The organism is Sphingomonas sp. Ant20 (assembly GCF_000783375.1).
GTDB lineage: Bacteria > Pseudomonadota > Alphaproteobacteria > Sphingomonadales > Sphingomonadaceae > Sphingomonas > Sphingomonas aerolata.
The window spans coordinates 1-12,981 of record NZ_JRVI01000064.1 but is presented as its reverse complement, the minus strand read 5'-3'; the positions used below and the strand labels follow the sequence as shown (position 1 = coordinate 12,981).

Here is a 12,981-nt window from a genome sequence, read left to right as displayed (position 1 = left end):
CGACCTCCTGCGCGGCGGCGACCGAATCAAGCCCGATCAGCTCGCAACCGATCTGCCGCGTCTCGCGCGCGGGCGCGAGCTGCGACGCGCGCAGCTTGAGCACGGAGCCGGCATAGCTCAGCCGCACCGGCCGCGGGTGATGCCCCATCCGCGTGGCCGCGATCCGCGCGACCTGCGCGGTGATGTCGGGCCGGATCGCGAGCGTACGCTGCGACACCGGATCGACAAACCGCACCGCATCGTGCAGGCCGCCGGCCTTCAACCGCATCTCTAGCCCGTCGGCAAATTCGGCCAGCGGCGGATCGACGCGCTCATAGCCGTGCAGGCGTGCAGCCTCGAGCACACGCGCTTCGAGCGCGGCTGCCGAATCGGCGAAGGGGGGCAGGCGGTCGCGAAAACCTTCGGGGAGCAAAGCAGTCATGCGCGTGCCTCTAACCACTTCGCCCCCCGTTCGCGAGCCTTAGAAGTTGAGACCCATCGCAGTCTTAACCCCCGGCAGCGCGCGCACCTTGGTCAGCAGCTCCGGCGTCACCGCCTCATCGACCGACAGCAGCAGCACGGCCTCGCCGCCCGCCTGGCGGCGGCCGAGATGGAAGGTGCCAATATTGACCCCTGCCTCGCCCAGCGCCGTCCCGAGACGACCGATGAACCCCGGCGCATCCTCGTTGACGACATAGAGCATCGGCCCCGCCAGATCGGCCTCGATCTTGATGCCGAGCAGTTCGACCAGACGCGGCGCCGAATCGCCGAACAGCGTGCCCGCGACCGAGCGCTCGCCATCCTCGGTCCTGACCGACACGCGCAGCAGCGTGTGGTAATCCGCCTCGCGCTCGGTCCGCACCTCACGCACTTCGAGCCCGCGTTCGCGCGCCAGCACGGGGGCATTGACCATGTTGACGGTGGCGGTCTGCGTCTGGAGATAGCCCGCCAGCACCGCGCTGGTGATCGGCTTGGGGTTCAGCTCGGCCGCCGCGCCCTCGGTATGCACCGAGATCCGCGTGACCGCGCCATGCGTCAGCTGCCCGACCAGCGCGCCGAGCTTTTCTGCCAGCGCCATGTACGGCTTCTGCTTGGGCGCTTCCTCCGCCGACAGCGACGGCATGTTGAGCGCGTTGGTGACGCCGCCCGACATCAGGAAATCGGCCATTTGCTCGGCGACCTGGATCGCGACATTGACCTGCGCCTCGGTCGTCGACGCGCCAAGATGCGGCGTGCTGATGAAGTTCGGCGTGTTGAACAAGGGCGAAGCCTTGGCGGGCTCCTCGACGAACACGTCGAGCGCCGCGCCACCGACCTGGCCCGAATCGAGCGCCGCCTTCAGCGCAACCTCGTCGATCAGCCCGCCGCGCGCGCAGTTGATGATCCGCACGCCCTTCTTGGTCTTGGCGAGCGCCTCGGCCGAGAGGATGTTGCGCGTCTGGTCGGTCAGCGGCGTGTGCAGCGTGATGAAGTCGGCACGTGCGAGCAGCTCGTCGAGCGTGACCTTCTCGACACCGATCTCGATCGCGCGCTCGGGCGTCAGGAACGGATCGAACGCGACGACCTTCATCTTGAGGCCACGCGCGCGGTCGGCGACGATCGAGCCGATATTGCCCGCGCCGATCAGGCCGAGCGTCTTCGACGTCAGCTCGACACCCATGAAGCGGTTCTTCTCCCACTTGCCGGCCTGCGTCGAGGCATCGGCCTCGGGCAGCTGGCGGGCGAGCGCGAACATCAGCGCGATCGCGTGCTCGGCGGTGGTGATCGAGTTGCCGAACGGCGTGTTCATCACGACGACGCCCTTCGCCGAGGCGGCGGGGATGTCGACGTTATCGACGCCGATACCCGCGCGGCCGACGACCTTCAGGTTGGTCGCGTGCTCGAGGATCTCCTTGGTCACCTTGGTCGAGCTGCGGATCGCGAGACCGTCATACTCGCCGATCATCGCCATCAGTTCGGCGGGCGTCTTGCCGGTGATCTCGTCGACCTCGACGCCGCGCTCGCGGAAGATCTGGGCGGCGCGGGGATCCATTTTGTCGGAAATGAGGACTTTTGGCATGGGATTGCTCCTGGGAATGTCGGGGGAACGGAGGTGCGCGCTCGGTTTTGAAAGTCCGTCCTCACCCTGTCCCGTCACCCCGGCGGACGCCGGGGCCCAGGGTTGCGGTCCGCTTAGTGAGCGGATGCTCCGTGTCCATGGGTCCCGGCGTTCGCGGGATGACGGAAAAGGGCGGTGGGAAAAACGGGCGGCAGTAGCGGGTTTTAGGCAGCCTTGGCGGTCGCGTAGGCCCAGTCGAGCCACGGCCCGAGCGCGACGATATCGGCGGTGTCGACGGTCGCGCCGCACCAGATGCGCAGGCCCGGCGGCGCGTCGCGGTAGCCCGCGACGTCGTACGCCGCGCCGGCCTTTTCGAGCGCGGCGGCCATCGCCTTGATCATCGCCTCGTCGGCACCCTCGACCGTCAGGCAGACGCTCGTCTTCGAGCGCGTCGCCGGATCGGCCGCGAGGTGGCCGAGCCAGTCGCGCTCCGCGACGATCTTGTCCAGAGCCGCGGCATTGGCGTCGGACCGCGCGATCAGCCCGTCCTCACCCAGCGACTTCGCCCATTCGAGGCTGAAGATCGCATCCTCGACGGCCAGCATCGACGGCGTGTTGATCGTCTCGCCCTTGAACACGCCCTCGGCGAGCTTGCCCTTCGAGACGAGGCGGAACACCTTCGGCAACGGCCAGGCGGGGGTGTAGCTCTCGAGCCGCTCGACCGCGCGCGGGCCGAGGATCAGCACGCCGTGTGCGCCCTCGCCGCCGAGCACTTTCTGCCACGAGAAGGTCGCGACATCGATCTTCGTCCAGTCGATGTCATAGGCGAACACGCCCGACGTCGCGTCGGCGAACGACAGGCCCTCGCGGTCGTCGGGGATCCAGTCCGCGTTGGGCACGCGCACGCCGCTGGTGGTGCCGTTCCAGGTGAACAGCACGTCGTTCGACCAGTCGACCGATTCCAGATCGGGCAGCTGGCCGTAATCGGCGCGCACCACGGTCGGGTCGATCTTGAGCTGCTTGACCGCATCGGTCACCCAGCCCTCGCCGAAGCTTTCCCAGGCGAGCGCGGTGACGGGCTTGGCGCCCAGCATCGTCCACATCGCCATCTCGTACGCGCCGGTGTCGGAGCCGGGGACGATGCCGATGCGGTGCGTATCGGGGAGCTTCAGCAGTTCGCGCATCAGGTCGATGCTGTACTGGAGGCGGGTCTTGCCGATCTTCGAGCGATGCGAGCGGCCGAGCGAATCGGTGGCGAGCTTGTCCGCGGACCAGCCCGGAGGCTTCGCGCAGGGACCGCTGGAGAAAAAGGGGCGTGCCGGCTTGGTCGCAGGCAGCGCAGGCGCACCTGTGGCGGTGGCGTAGGTCGTATCAGTCATGTATCTCTCCTCACAGAGAGCACGCGCGGCGTTGGGACCGCGTGGCCCGTCGCCGGCCCTAACGACGTGGCGCGGCGAGTCAACCTTGTCCGCGCATGCGCTTCCGTCGCCACGCTCCCCCGTTCGCCCCGAGCGAAGTCGAAGGGCAGCGCCGCACACGTCCACGCCTCGACTCGCCGCAACGCCGCCCCGCAACGCGTGACAAGCCGGTGCCACGCGGGGATGATGGCCCCATGTACCGCGTCCTTTACCCTGTCCTGCTCGCGCTCGCGCCCATTCTCGCGCTTGCCGCCTGCGGCCGCGCCGATCGCCCCGCCGCGCCGCAACAGACCCGCCCCAACCTCTCGGTCCCGAGCAACCGCGAGACCGCGCAATGCCTCGCCGACCTGCGCCAGCTCCACGTCTCGTTCCAGCTCCTGCCCGACCGCGAGACCGGTCCCGGCTGCGGGCTCGCGGGCACCGTCAAGCTGGTCGATATCGGCGTCCCGGTCGCCAACCTCACCGCGGTCCGCTGCGGCGCGGCGCGCGCGCTGATCGGCTGGACGCGCAACGCGGTCGCCCCCGCCGCCTATCAGATGCTCGGCAGCGAACTCGCGCGGATCGACAGCATGGGCAGCTATGCGTGCCGCAACGTGGTCGGCTCGGCCCGCAACGCGAGCCGCCGCTCGGGCCATGCGGTCGCCAACGCGGTCGATATCGGCGGGTTCGTGCTGAAGGACGGACGACGGATCAGCATCCTGAACGACTGGTCGTCGCCCGACCCGCAGGTGCGGCAGTTCCTCCAGACGATCCGCGCCTCGGCCTGCAAGCGGTTCGGGACGGTGCTCAGCCCCGACTATAACGCCGCGCACCGCAATCACCTCCATCTCGAGGACGATCGCGCGAATTTCTGCCACTAGTACACCGGTCTAGCCCTGCGCACGGCTTTCGACTAAATCCGCCGAAATGACAGATACCCGCATTCCCTCACGCGTTTTCGCGAACGCCAGCCAGGACGCTGAAACCGCCCGCGAGATCGTTTCCACGCCGCAGACCCAGCATCCGCATTACCGGCTCGCCTTCCAGGACATGGACTTCCTGCTCCGCGAAGACCTTCGCCCGGTGCGCTTCCAGCTCGAGCTGCTCAAGACCGAACTGGTGCTCGAGGAAGCGAAGATCGCCTCGACCTTCGTCTTCTACGGCTCGGCGCGCATTCCCGAGCCCGCCAAGGCACAGGCGCTGCTCGAACTCGCCAGCGACGAGAAGTCGAAGAAGATCGCCGAGCGGCTAGTCGAGAAGTCGAAATATTACGACGTCGCGCGCGAGCTCGCCGCCAAGGTCAGCGTCCTGCCCCGCGACGAGCGCGGCTGGCGTCAGTTCGTGGTGTGCTCGGGCGGCGGCCCGTCGATCATGGAAGCAGCGAACCGCGGCGCGACCGATGTCGGCGCCGAATCGATCGGGCTGAACATCGTCCTGCCGCATGAGCAGGCCCCCAACCCGTACGTCACCCCGTCGCTGTCGGTGCAGTTCCACTATTTCGCGCTGCGCAAGATGCACTTCCTGCTCCACGCCCGCGCGCTGGCGGCGTTCCCGGGTGGGTTCGGCACGTTCGACGAGCTGTTCGAACTGCTGACGCTGATCCAGACGGGCAAGATCCAGCCGATCCCCGTGCTGCTGTTCGGTCGCCAGTTCTGGGAGCGCGTGGTGAACTTCGACGCGCTGGTCGAGGAAGGCGTGGTCAGCGAGAAGGACCTGTCGATCTTCCGCTATGTCGAGACCGCCGATGAAGCCTGGGCCGCGGTCCAGTCCTTCTACCGCGAGCGTGCCGCGGCCGAAGCCGCGGAAGCCTGATCTTCTGCCCCCTCTCCCCTCGGGGGAGAGGGCCGGGGTGAGGGGCTGCCAAACAGCGCACACCCCGCAGCAGCCCCTCTCCTCACTGAGGAGAGGGAGCCGCGATTACTGCTCCGTCCGCGCACCCTTGCGTGCGGCTTCCGGATCGACCGACGGCGCACCCGAAGCCGCCGTACCGGTGTTCGCGATATCCGCGGTATCGCCGCCATTCTCGACCGCAGCCTCGGCGGCGTTGGCGGTCGCAGGCTGATCTCCAGCGGCGGCGGGTTCTGCACCGGCGGCAGGCGCTGCCGGCAAGGGCAGGTTCGACCCCTGCTGGTTGAGATACAGGATCACGTTCGCGCGGTCCTCGGCACTGCCCAATCCCGCAAAGGTCATCTTGGTGCCCGGCGCGAACTTACGCGGGCTGGTCAGCCACGCGTTCATCTTGTCGAAGTCCCACTTGCCGCCGACGCCCTTCAGCGCGTCGGTGAAGGCATAGCCGCCCTTGCCCTGCGCGATCCCTTCGCCCAGCGTCGCGTACAGGTTCGGACCGATCCCGTTCGCGCCGCCCTGGTTGATCGTGTGGCACGCGGCGCACTTCTTGAAGACCTCGGCGCCCTTGGCAGCATCGGCGGTCGGCAGCAGCGACGCGATCGCCACCTCGGCAGCGCCACCGCCGGCACCCTCCTCGACGACGCCCTCGATCGCATAGCCCATCTTCTCGGGGCGCTCGCCGTGGAACAACATGCCCCCCACGATCGACAGCCCAAGCGCCGCACCACAACCTGCGAGCACCCAGCCGGCGATCGTATTGGTCCTGTCGTCCATAAAGCGCACCCACCCCTATTTGATTTAGGACAGCCATAGAAAAGCCTGACCGACACCGCAAGCAAACGCTGCGCCCCGTCTTGCGCGGGCGCCGCGCGCCCTTGATTGCATCCGGCCCGCTGGCTACGCGCCGTGACGATGGAAAACTTCGCCGCCCCCGCCCGTCCGATCGTCGCGCGGATGACCCAAGCCGCGATGGCGGAGCCCGCGCGCGCGGTCGCGTTTCAGGGCGCGCCCGGCGCCAACAGCCATGTCGCGGCGACCGAGGCATTTCCGGACGGCCTGCCGCTGCCCTGTTTCGACTTCGCCGATGCGATCGACGCGGTGAAGGACGGCCGCGCCGACTGTGCGATCATCCCGATCGAGAATTCGCTCCACGGTCGCGTCGCCGATATCCATTTCCTGCTGCCGGAATCGGGGCTGGTGATCACGGGCGAGCATTTCCTGCCGATCCGCCACGCGCTGATGGGGATCGGTCCGCGCGACGGTATCCGCCAGGCGATGAGCCATCCGCAGGCGCTCGGCCAGTGTCGCCACTGGCTCAAGGCGCACGGGATCGAGCCGGTCAGCTATCCCGACACCGCGGGCGCCGCGGCCAAGGTCGCCGAGCTTGCCGACCCGACGATCGCCGCGCTCGCGCCACCCGCCGCCGCCGCGCTCTACGGGCTCGATCTGCTTGCGACCGACATTGCCGATGCCGATCACAACACGACCCGCTTCGTCACGCTCGCGCGCGGCGGCAAGCCACCGGCGGCGCAGGAGCCGGCAGGCGGCGACTGGATGACGACGCTGATCTTCGAGGTCCGCAACGTCCCCGCCGCGCTCTACAAGGCGATGGGCGGCTTCGCGACCAACGGCGTCAACATGACCAAGCTTGAGAGCTACCAGCGCAACGGCAGCTTTGCCGCGACCGAGTTCTACGCCGATGTCGTCGGCAAGCCGGGCGACGCCAATCTCGACCACGCGCTAGAGGAACTCGGCTTCCATTCGAAATGGCTCCGCGTGCTCGGCACCTACCGCCAGGCGCGCACGCGCGGCTGAGTCACCCCTTCGCCCAGACGGTCAGCAGCGTGTGCGCGATCGCATAGGGCGGTGGCGGCAGGAACGGCCCCTCCTCGCCGCGCAGCACCGCGCGCACCATCTCGCGCGGCACCCACATCGCATCCTCCAGCTCGTTCACGTCGAGCGTGATCGCATCGTCCACGGCCTCCGCGACGCACGCGATCATCAGCGAGGAGGGGAAGGGCCAGGGCTGGCTCGCGACATAGCGGACACGGCCGACGCGCACGCCCGATTCCTCCGCAATCTCGCGCGCGACCGCCTCCTCGATCGATTCGCCGGGCTCGAGAAACCCCGCCAGCGCCGAATAGCGCCCCGGCGGCCAGCCCTTGCCGCGGCCGAGCAGCGCGCGGCCGTCATGCTCGGCGATCATGATGACGACGGGATCGACGCGGGGGAAATGCTCGGTCGCGCAATTGGGGCATTTGCGCGCCCAGCCCGCGCGGAACATCGCCGTCGCGGTCCCGCATTTCGCGCAGAAGCGGTGCCGGACATGCCAGTCGAGCACGCTGCGCGCCGCGGCATAGGTCGCCGCCTCGCCCGGCGCGAGGCTGCCCAGCACCGCCATCAGCGCGGGCGAGCGCATCGCCGGGGCGTTGTCGACCCCCATGCCCGCCAGCAGCGCGGTGAAATGCGGCCGCCCGCTCTCGTCGAGCCCGAGCAGGATCGGCTCGGCATCGTCGGGCAGGTCCGCCATCGACGTCCATTCGAGCCGCCCCTCGCCCGTCACGGCGGGCAACAGACCGTCGAGCGCGAGCAGCCGCGCCCGCCAGTCGCCCTGCGCCGCCGCCAGAGCGTCTGCATCGTGGCGCAGAGCATCGGCGCGATCGAGCATCCCCCCGGTAAAACCCGGTGCGACATCGGGCATGAGATCCGCGGTCAAGCTCATCGGCGCACGCCCCCCGCGGATCCGCTTCGCGCGACATCGGCGACCAGCGCGCCGACCACCTCTTTCCGCAACGGCCATTTCTCGCCGGGGAAATAATTGACCATCACCGTGCTCCGGACATGACGGACCGGGTCGACCCAGGCAAACGTCCCCGCCGCGCCGCCCCAGCCATAGGTGCCCTTCGACGCGCCGCCCGGCACGTCGGCCAGATAGACCGACCCACCCGCGCCGAACCCCCATTGCGTTACCTACAGTCGCCGCACCGGTCCCGGTGCCGATCCCGCCGAACGACACCCCCTTGGGCATCAGGTTCGACATGCCGAGCGCGACCGTCTCGGGCTTCATCACCCGCACGCCGCCCAGCGTCCCGCCATCCTGCAGCATGTGCAGGAACCGGTCATAATCGCGCGCCGACATCACCAGCCCCGCGCCGCCATAGGGAAAGCTCGGCCGCTCCGCGAACACCGACGCCGCCGCAGGGTCGAGCGGGGTGCGGTTATCACCGACGAACGCATAGTTGGTCGCCAGCCGCTTCACTTGGTCCTGTGGCACCATGAAGAAGGTCGAATTCATCTTGAGCGGCGCGAACATCCGCGTCTGCAGGAACCGCTCGAACGACATCCCGCTCGCCACTTCGATCACCCGGCCCATCACGTCGAGCCCGATCGAATAGCTCCACTTCGTCCCCGGCTCGGCGACCAGCGGCAGCGTCGCGGCGCGGTTGGCGAAGTCCTCGAGCGAGGTCGGGCGCACCTTGGCCATCTGCGTTTCCATCTGCGCATTGACCGACATCGGCAGCACGCCACGCTGCTCATATTCCTTGAGCAGCGGGCCCTTCACATTGATGCTGTAGCCGAGCCCCGCAGTATGCGTCAGCAGCATGCGGATCGTGATCGGCGTCGTCGCGGGCCGCGTCGCCAGCGACGTGTCGGGGTTGGTCGCGACCGTCATCGTCTTGAACGCGGGGATGTATTTGCTCAGCGGATCGTCGAGGTTCAGCCGACCGTCCTCGACCAGCATCATCGCCGCCATCCCGGTGATCGGCTTGGTCATCGAATAGACCCGCCACAGCGAATCGGCGTCGGCGAACGGCCGCCCGGGCTCGTCGCCGATTTTGCCGCTGGCCAGGAACAGGGTCGGCCGGTCGCCCAGACCGAACGCGCCGACGACACCGGGCATCTTGTTGTCGCGGACATAGCCGTCGAACAGCCGTTCGACGCTCGGCAAGGCGGCGCGTGCGGGATCGCCCGCGCGTTCGGTGACGGCGATAGTGCCGGGGGCGGCCTGTCGCTGCGCCTGCCCCAGGGCTGCGGTCGCCGCCAGTGCGGCAATCACGCCGGTCGAAATCCAGTGTGCACGCGTCATGCAGGCCTCCCTATCGCGCCCGTATAGCCTGGGCGGCCTTGGCGAAAACGGTCGGCAGCCCGGCGGTATCCAGGGTCTCGACGGGCCACCATTCGCCGGGTTGATGCGCCTCCACCCGCGCCACCGCAAGACCGAGTTCGAGGTCGAAATGCGTGAAGCCATGCGTGACGCGGTCGTCGAGCATCTGCCAGTCGGCCTGTGCCGGCGCGGCCTCGAACCCCGGCGGCTGGTCGGTCCAGGGCCCGGTCGGCAGCGCGCGCATGCCGCCGAGCAGCCCGGTATCGGGGCGGCGCACCAGCAACACCTGTCCGTCGCGCTCGAGCCAGAAGATCGTCCCGTGACGCTGCGGCTTGGCGGCCTTCTTCGCCTTGACCGGCAGCCGTTCGGGCTCGCCTTGCGCAAAGCCGTCGCAGTCGGGGCGGAGCGGGCACAACAGGCATTTGGGGTTGCGCGTCGTGCAGATCGACGATCCCAGATCCATCATCGCCTGCGCGAAATCGCCGGCTCGCATGTCGGGCGTGATCGTGTCCGCGGCCGCCCGGATCGCCGGGCGCGCGGCGGGGAGCGGCGTCGTGATCGCGAACAGACGCGCGACGACGCGCTCGACATTGGCATCGACCACCACCGCGCGCTCGCCGAACGCGATCGCCGCCACCGCCGCCGCGGTATAGGCGCCGAGCCCGGGGAGCGTGCGCAGCTCGGCCTCGGTCCGCGGAAACACGCCATCATGCTCCGCGACGACAGCCTTGGCCGCCTTCACCAGGTTACGCGCGCGGGCATAATAGCCGAGCCCCGCCCAGGCGGCCATCACATCAGCATCGTCCGCCGCGGCGAGGCTCGCAAAATCGGGCCAGCGCGCGGTCCAGGCGAGGAAGCGCGGGGTGACCGCGGCGACCGTGGTCTGCTGCAGCATCACCTCCGACAGCCAGACGCGATAGGGATCGACCGTCTCGCCCGGCCGGGCGCGCCACGGCAGCACGCGACGATGCGCGTCATACCAGTCGAGCAGGGCCACGGGGACCGAAGAGCGCTTGGCGTTCACGCGCCGCCTATGGCATGGGTGGCGCGATGAGCAACCCGCCCGGTATCACCACCGAACAAAAGTCCGCGACCGCGGCCAGCACGACGGACGTTCCGCCCGCGCGCAAGACCGCCGCCCGCAAAGCTGCTGCCCGCAAACCCAAAGTCGACGCCGATGCGCCGCGCGCCAACCGGTCGCGCGCCGTCGCCGAGCTGCTCCCCGCGATCGGCGGCGCGGCGTTCCGGCGCTTCGGCTTCATCCAGTCCTCGGTCGTCAGCCGCTGGCCCGAGATCGTCGGCGAGCGCTTTTCCGGTGTCAGCACGCCCGAATCGATCCGCTTCCCGATGGGACAGAAACAGGATGGCGTTCTGACCCTGACCGTGCGCGGCGCGCATGCGCCGATGATGCAGCACGTCATTCCCGAGATCACCGAGCGCGTGAACCGCTTCTTCGGCTACGCCGCGGTCGCGCGCATCACCATCCGCCAGGGCGAGGTTGCGAAGCCGCGCGTCAAGGCGGCGCCACCCCCGCTCCGCACCGTCCCCGCCGATCTCGGTCTGAGCCTGAAGGGCATCGCCGATCCCGAACTGCGTGCGGTCCTCGAATCCCTCGCCGCCGGCGTCGCCTCGACGAGCGGCCTTCCCAGGATCAGCTGAATGCGTCTGTTCTTTGCGTTGTTCGGTTTCGCGCTGCTCACCGCGGCCGTGCCCGCCCCGAAGCCCGTGCCCGTCACCCGGACGGCGAGCGGTACCTATGTGCTCGGCAGCCCCGCAGCCCGGGTCAAGCTCGTCGAATATGCCAGCTACACCTGCTCGCACTGTGCCGATTTCTCGACCCAGTCGCAGGCGGTGCTGAAGGGCAAGATGATTGCGTCGGGATCGACCAGCCTCGAATTCCGCCACATGATCCGCGACCGGCTCGATCTCGCCGCGGCGGTGCTCGCACGCTGCACCGGGCCACGTGGCTTCTTCCCGACATCGGCGGCGATCTTCGCGGCGCAGCCCGCCTGGCTCGAAAAGGGGATCGAGTTCCAGCAGGTCAACGCCGCGCGCATCAACCTCTATCCGCGGCCGGCGCAGCTCAAGGCCTATGCCGATGGCGCGGGGCTGACCGATCTGGTCAAGGCACGCGGCTGTCCGCCGCCGCGATCGACGCGTGCTTCGCGGATACGGCGGAGATCGACCGGATCCTCGCCATCACCGCGGCGGCACCGCCCGAGGTCGATTCGACGCGTCCTTCTTCATCAACGGCAAGGTCATGCCGCATGGCGGCTGGGCCCAGCTCGAACCCGCGCTGCGCACTGCCGGCGCCCGCTAATTTCGTTGGAGTATCCCGCATGAAGTTCGTCACTGCCATCGCCGCCCTGCCGCTCGCGCTCGCTGCCTGTTCGGGGGGCGACTCGTCGAACACCACCCAGGCCGCAGCCCCCGCCGCCGCGGCGGCCGCACCCGCCGGTCAGAACTGGACCGAGACCGTCGTCAAAACCGACGAGGGCTATCTGATGGGCAACCCCAATGCCCCGATCAAGCTGGTCGAATATGGCGCGCGCTCCTGCCCGACCTGCGGCGCGTTCGCGCGCGAGGCGTTCAAGCCGCTGACCGACAATTACGTCTCGACCGGCAAGGTCAGCTTCGAATTCCGCGACTTCCTCGTCCACGGCGCGCCCGACGTCGCGCTGACGCTGCTCGGCCAGTGCGGCGGGACCGCACCGTTCTTCCCGATCCTCGAGCAGATGTACCAGAACCAGAACGCCTTCCTCGACAAGCTTCAGACGATGCCCCCGGCGATGCAGCAGAGCCTCGCCAATCTCGCCCCGACCGCGGTCGCGACCAAGCTCGCCGAGCACATGGGGGCGATCGACTTCGTCAAGCAGCGCGGCATCCCCGAGGCCAAGGCGCGCGCCTGCCTCGCCGACCAGAAGCAGCTCGAGATCATGGCCAAGCCGACCGAAAGCGCGATGCAGTCGGGCACCGTCACCGGCACGCCGACCTTCCTGCTGAACGGCAAGAAGATGGAGAACGTGCTGTCGTGGAGCGAGATGGAAAAGGCGCTGAAGGCCGCCGGCGCGTAAGCCGCATCCCGTCCGGCGGGCATTTGGCAGCCCGGAATGTGTCCCTGCGAAGGCGGGGACCCAGTCCGGGCTGCCGCCTTCGCGGGAGAGCAGGAGCGCGCTACGCTCGCCAATCGTGAAGGGAGAGCGCGCGCCATGCAGATCAAACGCCTCCGCATCACCGGGTTCAAGAGCTTCGTCGAACCCGCCGACCTCGTGATCGAACCCGGGCTGACCGGCGTGGTCGGCCCCAATGGCTGCGGCAAGTCGAACCTGCTCGAGGCGCTGCGCTGGACGATGGGCGAGGCCAGCGCCAAGTCGCTGCGCGGCGCGGGCATGGACGACGTGATCTTCGCAGGGACCGCAACCCGCCCCGCGCGCGATTTCGCCGAAGTGTCGATCCTCGCCGAGATCGCCGGCCCCGACGGCGCCGACGAACGCGAGATCGTCCGCCGGATCGAACGCGGCGCAGGGTCCGCCTACCGGATCGACGGCCGCGACGTCCGCGCGAAGGATGTCGGGCTGCTCTTCGCCGACGCCGCGACCGGGGCGCACAGCCCC

At 68.8% G+C, this 12,981-nt stretch carries 13 protein-coding genes and 1 pseudogene; 7 read left to right on the top strand and 7 right to left on the bottom strand.

Annotated features, from left to right (window positions below):
* The 3 genes from NI18_RS10535 to NI18_RS10525 form a co-directional block, all read right to left on the bottom strand.
* The coding region (locus tag NI18_RS10535) for an ATP phosphoribosyltransferase regulatory subunit (RefSeq protein WP_037529887.1) at positions 1-421 on the bottom strand (421 nt) is incomplete at its 3' end.
* A 39-nt stretch (positions 422-460) separates the two neighbouring features.
* Entirely contained in the window at positions 461-2,038 is a 1,578-nt protein-coding gene (serA, locus tag NI18_RS10530; protein ID WP_037529884.1) for a phosphoglycerate dehydrogenase, read from the bottom strand.
* 203 nt (positions 2,039-2,241) lie between these two features.
* The gene (locus NI18_RS10525; RefSeq protein ID WP_037529883.1) at positions 2,242-3,396 is read right to left on the bottom strand and encodes a phosphoserine transaminase; all 1,155 of its coding nucleotides are present in this window, start codon (positions 3,394-3,396) and stop codon (positions 2,242-2,244) included.
* A 233-nt stretch (positions 3,397-3,629) separates the two neighbouring features.
* On the opposite strand from NI18_RS10525, the gene NI18_RS10520 reads away from it, so the two are divergent.
* Positions 3,630-4,295: an extensin family protein gene (locus tag NI18_RS10520; RefSeq protein ID WP_037529882.1), complete on the top strand. Its 666-nt coding sequence runs from the start codon at positions 3,630-3,632 to the stop codon at positions 4,293-4,295.
* A gap of 46 nt (positions 4,296-4,341) precedes the next feature.
* A complete protein-coding gene (locus tag NI18_RS10515; RefSeq protein WP_031439794.1) occupies positions 4,342-5,226 on the top strand; it encodes a TIGR00730 family Rossman fold protein in 885 nt (294 codons plus the stop codon).
* A 105-nt stretch (positions 5,227-5,331) separates the two neighbouring features.
* Here the strand turns inward: NI18_RS10515 and NI18_RS10510 are convergent, their stop codons facing one another.
* Positions 5,332-6,036, bottom strand: a complete 705-nt coding sequence (locus NI18_RS10510) for a cytochrome c family protein (protein ID WP_031396507.1) — start codon at positions 6,034-6,036, stop codon at positions 5,332-5,334.
* Positions 6,037-6,174: 138 nt separating this feature from the next.
* Between NI18_RS10510 and NI18_RS10505 the strand changes: the two genes are divergently transcribed.
* Positions 6,175-7,077 carry a prephenate dehydratase gene (locus NI18_RS10505; protein WP_037529881.1) on the top strand — a complete coding sequence of 301 codons (903 nt, stop codon included), beginning with the start codon at positions 6,175-6,177 and terminating at the stop codon, positions 7,075-7,077.
* 1 nt (position 7,078) lies between these two features.
* On the opposite strand, the gene nudC is transcribed toward NI18_RS10505, so the two are convergent.
* From nudC to NI18_RS10490, 3 genes and pseudogenes are all read right to left on the bottom strand, one after another.
* Positions 7,079-7,963 (bottom strand): NAD(+) diphosphatase, encoded by an 885-nt coding sequence (gene nudC / locus NI18_RS10500; RefSeq protein WP_128082186.1) that lies wholly within the window; start codon positions 7,961-7,963, stop codon positions 7,079-7,081.
* A 285-nt stretch (positions 7,964-8,248) separates the two neighbouring features.
* Positions 8,249-9,163 (bottom strand): annotated as a pseudogene (locus NI18_RS10495) (serine hydrolase domain-containing protein); the annotation flags it as partial.
* A gap of 196 nt (positions 9,164-9,359) precedes the next feature.
* The gene (locus NI18_RS10490; protein WP_084215155.1) at positions 9,360-10,358 is read right to left on the bottom strand and encodes an A/G-specific adenine glycosylase; all 999 of its coding nucleotides are present in this window, start codon (positions 10,356-10,358) and stop codon (positions 9,360-9,362) included.
* 59 nt (positions 10,359-10,417) lie between these two features.
* On the opposite strand from NI18_RS10490, the gene NI18_RS10485 reads away from it, so the two are divergent.
* From NI18_RS10485 to NI18_RS10470, 4 genes are all read left to right on the top strand, one after another.
* Complete coding sequence (locus NI18_RS10485; RefSeq protein WP_084215154.1) at positions 10,418-11,026, top strand: DciA family protein; 609 nt, start codon at positions 10,418-10,420, stop codon at positions 11,024-11,026.
* A complete protein-coding gene (locus NI18_RS22300; protein ID WP_128082185.1) occupies positions 11,027-11,710 on the top strand; it encodes a thioredoxin domain-containing protein in 684 nt (227 codons plus the stop codon).
* The gene (locus tag NI18_RS10475; RefSeq protein WP_037529878.1) at positions 11,707-12,441 is read left to right on the top strand and encodes a thioredoxin domain-containing protein; all 735 of its coding nucleotides are present in this window, start codon (positions 11,707-11,709) and stop codon (positions 12,439-12,441) included. The genes NI18_RS22300 and NI18_RS10475 overlap by 4 nt, the downstream gene beginning before the upstream one ends.
* A gap of 135 nt (positions 12,442-12,576) precedes the next feature.
* On the top strand, positions 12,577-12,981 hold a 405-nt coding region (locus tag NI18_RS10470), incomplete at its 3' end, for an AAA family ATPase (protein ID WP_037529876.1).

Excerpts from the sequence above, each read along its gene's own strand:
- serA (WP_037529884.1), bottom strand. The coding sequence starts at position 2,038 with ATGCCAAAAGTCCTCATTTCCGACAAAATGGATCCCCGCGCCGCCCAG.
- NI18_RS10520 (WP_037529882.1), top strand. The coding sequence starts at position 3,630 with ATGTACCGCGTCCTTTACCCTGTCCTGCTCGCGCTCGCGCCCATTCTC.
- NI18_RS10515 (WP_031439794.1), top strand. The coding sequence starts at position 4,342 with ATGACAGATACCCGCATTCCCTCACGCGTTTTCGCGAACGCCAGCCAG.
- NI18_RS22300 (WP_128082185.1), top strand. The coding sequence starts at position 11,027 with ATGCGTCTGTTCTTTGCGTTGTTCGGTTTCGCGCTGCTCACCGCGGCC.
- NI18_RS10525 (WP_037529883.1), bottom strand. The coding sequence starts at position 3,396 with ATGACTGATACGACCTACGCCACCGCCACAGGTGCGCCTGCGCTGCCT.
- nudC (WP_128082186.1), bottom strand. The coding sequence starts at position 7,963 with ATGCCCGATGTCGCACCGGGTTTTACCGGGGGGATGCTCGATCGCGCC.
- NI18_RS10510 (WP_031396507.1), bottom strand. The coding sequence starts at position 6,036 with ATGGACGACAGGACCAATACGATCGCCGGCTGGGTGCTCGCAGGTTGT.
- NI18_RS10505 (WP_037529881.1), top strand. The coding sequence starts at position 6,175 with ATGGAAAACTTCGCCGCCCCCGCCCGTCCGATCGTCGCGCGGATGACC.
- NI18_RS10475 (WP_037529878.1), top strand. The coding sequence starts at position 11,707 with ATGAAGTTCGTCACTGCCATCGCCGCCCTGCCGCTCGCGCTCGCTGCC.
- NI18_RS10485 (WP_084215154.1), top strand. The coding sequence starts at position 10,418 with ATGAGCAACCCGCCCGGTATCACCACCGAACAAAAGTCCGCGACCGCG.